The sequence below is a fragment of the Cupriavidus sp. HPC(L) genome (assembly GCF_000307735.3).
Taxonomy (GTDB): Bacteria; Pseudomonadota; Gammaproteobacteria; order Burkholderiales; family Burkholderiaceae; genus Cupriavidus.
In genome coordinates this window covers 1-5,897 of record NZ_AMPR02000188.1, presented here as the reverse complement: position 1 = coordinate 5,897, position 5,897 = coordinate 1, and the positions used below count along the sequence as shown (strand labels likewise).

The following is a 5,897-nucleotide window of genomic DNA, read 5'->3' as shown; positions in this document are numbered from 1 at the left end:
GGTGACGCGCGGCCACAGCGCGGCGCCGCCGGCGCGGATCGCCTGCGCGCCGATCTCGCGCGCCCAGTGCGCCTCGCTGCCGTACTCGGCGCGCCAGCTCCATAGCCGGCGGGTCGACCAGTGCAGCGAGTGCTCGTGCGTGAATCCGATCGCGCCATGGACCTGGTGCGCGATCGCGGCCGCGCGTCCGGCGGCGTTGCCGCAGATCACCTTCGCCACCATCGCCTGGCTGTCCCAGCCCGGCGCGCGCATCGCCGCGCAGGCGCTGGCCACCGCCATACGCGCGGCTACCACCTCGTTGGCCAGCATCGCCAGCTGCTGCTGGATCGCCTGGAACTTCGCGATCGGCCGGCCGAACTGGATGCGCTCGGTCGCGTATTGCACGGTCTGGTTCAGCACGCGCTCGAGCACGCCGGCGATCTGAATGGCGCGCATCAGCGCGCCGAGCGGCGACGGTTGCGACGGTTGCGACGACCCGGCGACGGGGCCCAGCATCGCCTCGTCGGCCGGCTTCTCCACCACCACCGCGGCGGCCGACAGCGTGTCGTCGAAGCGCAGCCGGTCACGCGGCTCGCCGGCCAGGTTGGCGCTCGTTTCGACGCGGCACGCGGCGGTCGGCGCCAGCAGCCACACCGCGCGCCCGAACGGCTGGCGTTCGACCGCCCGCACCACGACGTGGCGCACGTGCCGGCCCCACGGCACGTCCACCGTGCCGTCGAGGCGCCAGCCTTCGGCGCTCGAGCGTGCGACCGGCCGCTCCGCTTCGGCATCGCCAACGTGCGCGGCCAATGCCATCGGCCCATCGGGCATCGCGATGCCCAGCTGCGCCAGCACCCATCCGCACACCGCGGTGTCGATGAACGGAATCGGCGCCAGCGTGCGGCTCGCCGCCAGCAGCGCGGGCAGGCCCTGCTGCCAGCCGGCCGCGGCGCCGCCGTCGTCTTCGCCGGCGAACAGCCGCGTCAGGCCGCTGTCCTCCACCGTTTGCCACAGCGCCGACTGCCATTCGCCGCGCTCGGCCGCTTCCAGCTGCGCGGTGGTGACTTCGTTGTCGAACAGCCGTTGCGCGCTGTCGGCCAGCATCTGCTCGAGCTCGAGTTCAAGCGCCAGTTCGCGTTCGCTTTGTTCGCTTTGTTCCCTTTGGTTCATCGGACCCCCAGCCCTCTGGCAATGATTCCCCGCAGGATTTCGCGCGTACCGCCCCGCAGGGAGAACGAGGGCACGGTTTGCGTCAGGTGGCAGTGCGTGGCGACGAAGGGCGAGCCGTCCGGGCGCAGTTCATGGCCGAACAGCTGGTGCGCGACCTCGGGGATGCGCTGCTCGAACAGCGCGCCCAGGTCCTTGACGTTGGCCGCCGCCAGTTGCGGGTTCTCGCCGCGATGAAGCATCGCCGCGATGCCGCGCGACATCTGCCGCAGATTGCCGAGTTCAGCCACCAGATAGCCGAGTTCGACCGCGTGCCGCGCGTCGTCGGCATCGGCGTGGTCGACCATCTCGGCCAGCAGCGCGTAGCTGCTCAGATAGCGCTCGGGACCGCTGCGCTCGAAGGTCAGCTCGGCGGTGACCTGGGCCCAGCCCTGCCCCGGCTCGCCGATCACCATCCGGTCGGGCACGAACACGTTGTCGAACACCACCTCGTTGAAGTGTTCTTCGCCGGCCAGATTGCGGATCGGCCGCACCTGCAGTCCTTCGGAGCGCATGTCGATCAGCAGCTGCGACAGGCCCTTGTGCTTGTCGTCGGCGCTGCGGTCGGTGCGCACCAGCGCGATCATGTAGTGCGAGCGATGCGCGTTCGAGGTCCACAGCTTGGTGCCGTTGACGACCCAGCCGCCGTCGACGCGATCGCCGCGCGTGCGGATCGACGCCAGGTCCGAGCCCGAATCGGGCTCGCTCATGCCGATGCAGAAGCGCAGCTCGCCGCGCGTGATGCGGGGCACGATCTCGCGGGCGACTTCGGGGTCCGCATAGCGCATCAGCAGCGGACCGCTCTGCCGCTCGGCGACCCAATGGCCGCCCACCGGCGCCCCTGCGGCCAACAGTTCCTCCAGCACGACATAGCGCTCCAGCATCGAGCGCTCCTGTCCGCCGAAGGCCTTCGGCCATGTCATGCCGATCCAGCCCTTGGCGCCGAGCGCGAGACTGAATTCGGGGTCGAAGCCGGACCAGCTTTGCGCCCGCTTCTGCGGCGGGCGGTCGCCGACGGTCTCGGCGAGAAAGGCGCGTACTTGCGCCGGCAATGGCGCGAGATCGCCATCGGGCTGCGCCGGTCGAATCACGATTTGGCTGGCTGTGTCCACTCCCCCTCCTGTCGTTGGTCCACTGCGTACGTCCACAGTCGATGTGCCGGCCAGCTTAGCGACGGCGAGGGCGGCCGCCCATCGCGGCGGCGGCATAACAAAAATCCGGTTGTCTGGGGTTGGGACAGCAGAACCGCATGGCGTCCAGCTCGAGCCGCATGGCGTCCGGCTCTGCGGTAGCTGTCCTCCCTCTCCCCCTCAGGGGGAGAGGGTTGGGGAGAGGAGGTGGTTATCAGACGCCGGCGACATGACGACCGCCGTTTGCCCTCTCCCCCCTCTACCGCTCGCGGGAGAGGGGAGCGCGTCATGCGGCATGCGCATAAGCGATATGCCCTCGCGACAATTGCCCGGCCGCCGGTGGGCGCTTAGCCTGTGGCCTGGTTCGACAGGATGGGATTCACACCGTCCGCAAGGAGACAGAACGATGCGTTATCAGTGGATGGACATGGGCAACGTTGCGCGGCTGGCTTCGCTTGCCGCCGGATCGGCGATCGCGCTGGCGATGATGTCGCCGTCGCCAGCGGTCGCCGGCAATGCGGCTGCCGATGCCGCCGGCTATCCGGGCAAGCCGGTCAAGATCGTGGTGTCGTTCCCGCCGGGCACTGGCTCGGACAGCACCGCGCGCTTCCTCGCGCAGAAGCTGGAGGCACGCTTCGGCCAACCCTTCGTGGTCGAGAACCGGCCCGGCGCCAACAGCTTCATCGCGGCGCAGGCGGTGGCGCGTGCGGAGCCCGACGGCTACACATTGTTCGTCGCCAGCAACTCGCCGATGGCCACCAACGCGGTGCAGTTCAAGTCGCTGCCCTACGACCCGGTCAAGGACTTCGCGCCGGTGGCGCGGCTCTATTACGGCGCGATGGTGCTGTCGGTGCCCGCGAGCTCACCGTATCGCACGGTGCAGGACCTGATCCGCGACGGCAAGGCACGGCCCGGCAAGCTGAGCTACGGCTCCGGCTCGGCCTCGTACCAGATCGCCACCGAGTTGTTCCTGAAGCAGGCCGGCGTCAAGGCCGTGGCGATTCCGTACAAGGGCGCGGCGCCGGCCGTCGCGGACCTGGCCGGTGGACAGGTGGACTTCGCGCTGTCGGACTACACCGCCGCGGCGGCGCTGGCGCAGACCGGCAAGACGCGGATCCTGGCGGTCACCGGCGACAAGCGGCTGGACGTGCAGCCCAATGTGCCGACGCTGCAGGAACTGGGCTTGAAGGACTACTACATGATCAACTGGGTCTCGCTGTTCGCGCCCGCCAATACGCCCAAGCCGATCGTCGACAAGCTGAGCCAGGCCGCGGTCGAGATCTTCAACAGCAAGGAGGCCGCCGAATTCATCGGCCGCACCAATGGCCAGATCTTCGCCGGCGGCGCCGACGTGCTGCGCAAGTTCCAGCTCGACGAGATCAAGCGGTGGTCGGCGGCGGCCACGCTGGCGGGGATTCCGAAGCAATGAGCCCAAGCAATGAGCCCAAGCAATGAGCGCAGGCGGTGAAGCGCGTCACGGCGCCACCGCGGGCTCCGCTTGATAGGCACGCCGCAGCAGCGCGACAAACTCCGGCGCATCGGGGATGGGCACCGAACCGACGCGCCGCACCGGCACGCCGGGCGTCCACGAGTTCATCACCACGGCGCCCGCGAGCGAAGGCACGTCGGCAAGCCTGATCTCGCGCGAGCGCTGCGCAATGCCAAGCCGGTCCAGCTGACGCCGCACGATGCCCATCGTGGTGCCGGTCAACATCTCCGCTACCGGCCATACCACCGTCTCCCCGTCCCAGAACGCCAGGTTCCAGATGCTGGCCTCGCTGAGCCGCCCATGACGGTCAACGAAGGCCGCATCGTCGAAGCCTTGTTCCACGGCCTGGCGCAGGTACCAGGTCTTGGCGATTTCGCCGACGTGCTTGATTGCGGGAAGGACGCGCTCGTGCTCGACGGTCTGCAGGGACAGAGGACCGTTGGGGCCCGACGAAGGCGGACCGGTCCGGATCAGCAACCGGGGCGTCCCAGTGCCGCGCGCCGTGAATTCGCCTTCGGGCGAGTACACCGTCGCCGTCAACGAGAGGTCGCCGGGCCCCGCCTGCAACGCGGTCCGCAATTGCTGCCGCACCTGTTCATCCGGCAGCGCGGTGCCGAACAGCGCCGACGATGCCGAGCGCAGCCGCGACAGATGCAGGTCCAGGCCACGAATGCGGCCATCCCTGACCTGCATCGCGGTGAAGTGGGCATAGCCGGCGAAGGCGATCGGGGCAAGGTCCGCCGCCGAGGCGGGCTGTCCGTCGAGGTAGGCGATCTGGAACTTCGATTCGGCTGACATGGCACGCTCCTGTATGTGATCGTCAAGTGGCGCAACTATCGCCGATCGGCCAGGCCTGATGGAAACGAGAAGTTTTGATCCCATCAACAAGTGCAACTTGAAGATTCCGTTCCACCAGATGTGGCGCATCAAGCGCAAGCCGGCATCCGCGGTGCCGAACCAAGCCGGCCGCCGACGGTCTGACAGCCGTTGAACACGCAATCAAGGAGAGCTGCGATGCAATGTCCCGTGTGTACCGAGACCACGCTGGTGATGGCCGAACGCCAGGGCGTCGAGATCGACTACTGCCCGAAATGCCGCGGCGTGTGGCTCGATCGCGGCGAGCTCGACAAGATCCTGGAACGCGCGTCCGCCGAACAGGCGCCGGTCGCCCAGGCGGCCCCGGCCGCTGCGCCGCAACGCCCGGCCGATCCGCGCGGCTATGACCGCGGCTACGAGCGCGGCTATCGCGACGACGACCGCTATCGCGAGCAGAAGCACTATCGCAAGAAGAGCATCTGGCACGAGATCTTCGATTGACGCTCGGCCATCCCTGCTGACCATGCCGGTCGTCCCCGCGAAGGCGGGGACCCAGTGTCTTTCAAGGACGCTGGATTCCCGCTTTCGCGGGAACGACATCAGCCGGCGCCATGTTCATCAGAACGCCAGCGTGCGGGCCGCCACGTTGGCGGCAAGATCCGGATCGTGCGTGACCAGCATCAGCGCGCAGTCCGATTGTTCCGCCGCCTCGACGATCAGGTCGATGGTATTGCGCTGTGTCACCGGGTCGAGCCGCGAGGTCGGCTCGTCGGCGAACAGGAAGGCCGGCCGCAGCAGCAGCGCGCGCAGCAAGGCGAAGCGCTGCAGTTCGCCGCCGGATACCGCGCCCGGCAGCCGTTCGAGCAGATCGGCCGACAAGCCGAGCCGCTCCATCCACGGCCGCAGCGGCGCGCGTTCGAGCCGGTGCAGCGCGATCAGGTCCTGCAGCGCGCGGCCCAGCGAGACATGCGGCGCGAAGGCGCCGGCCGGGTCCTGATAGAGCTTCTGGAAACGAACCCGCGCAATGCCGTCGGCGCGGCGCACGCTGCCGCGATCGGCCCGGGCGAGACCGAGCAGCACATTGCCCAAGGTCGATTTGCCGCTGCCGCTGGGTCCGGTGACGGCCACGCGCTCGCCCGCGTGCAGCGCCAGGTCGAGGCCGTCGAACAGCAGATGGTCGCCAAAACGCTTGCTCAGGCCTCTGGCGCGCAACACCTCGCCGCCGATATCGGGCAGCGGCCGCCGCGGCCACGCCGCGGGCTCGGCGGCGATCAGCG

Annotated in this window: 6 protein-coding genes; 2 read left to right on the top strand and 4 right to left on the bottom strand. The window is 68.9% G+C overall.

Features of this window, described 5'->3' with window-relative positions; translation table 11 throughout:
• Positions 1-1,149, bottom strand: a 1,149-nt coding sequence (locus B551_RS12260; RefSeq protein ID WP_023264184.1) for an acyl-CoA dehydrogenase family protein, incomplete at its 3' end; no start/stop codon positions are given.
• Entirely contained in the window at positions 1,146-2,297 is a 1,152-nt protein-coding gene (locus B551_RS12255; protein ID WP_006579931.1) for an acyl-CoA dehydrogenase family protein, read from the bottom strand. The genes B551_RS12255 and B551_RS12260, both read right to left, overlap by 4 nt.
• Positions 2,298-2,799: 502 nt before the next feature.
• On the opposite strand from B551_RS12255, the gene B551_RS12250 reads away from it, so the two are divergent.
• The gene (locus tag B551_RS12250; protein ID WP_043439197.1) at positions 2,800-3,744 is read left to right on the top strand and encodes a tripartite tricarboxylate transporter substrate binding protein; all 945 of its coding nucleotides are present in this window, start codon (positions 2,800-2,802) and stop codon (positions 3,742-3,744) included.
• 45 nt (positions 3,745-3,789) lie between these two features.
• Here the strand turns inward: B551_RS12250 and B551_RS12245 are convergent, their stop codons facing one another.
• On the bottom strand, positions 3,790-4,602 hold the full coding sequence (locus B551_RS12245) for an aminotransferase class IV family protein (protein ID WP_006579929.1): 813 nt from the start codon (positions 4,600-4,602) through the stop codon (positions 3,790-3,792).
• 216 nt (positions 4,603-4,818) lie between these two features.
• Between B551_RS12245 and B551_RS12240 the strand changes: the two genes are divergently transcribed.
• Entirely contained in the window at positions 4,819-5,121 is a 303-nt protein-coding gene (locus tag B551_RS12240) for a zf-TFIIB domain-containing protein (protein ID WP_006579928.1), read from the top strand.
• A gap of 117 nt (positions 5,122-5,238) precedes the next feature.
• On the opposite strand, the gene B551_RS12235 is transcribed toward B551_RS12240, so the two are convergent.
• Positions 5,239-5,897, bottom strand: a 659-nt coding sequence (locus tag B551_RS12235) for an ATP-binding cassette domain-containing protein (RefSeq protein ID WP_043439193.1), incomplete at its 5' end; no start/stop codon positions are given.

Bases quoted from the DNA above. Each gene is read 5' to 3' on its own strand.
- B551_RS12240 (WP_006579928.1), top strand. From the start codon at position 4,819: ATGCAATGTCCCGTGTGTACCGAGACCACGCTGGTGATGGCCGAACGC.
- B551_RS12250 (WP_043439197.1), top strand. From the start codon at position 2,800: ATGATGTCGCCGTCGCCAGCGGTCGCCGGCAATGCGGCTGCCGATGCC.
- B551_RS12245 (WP_006579929.1), bottom strand. From the start codon at position 4,602: ATGTCAGCCGAATCGAAGTTCCAGATCGCCTACCTCGACGGACAGCCC.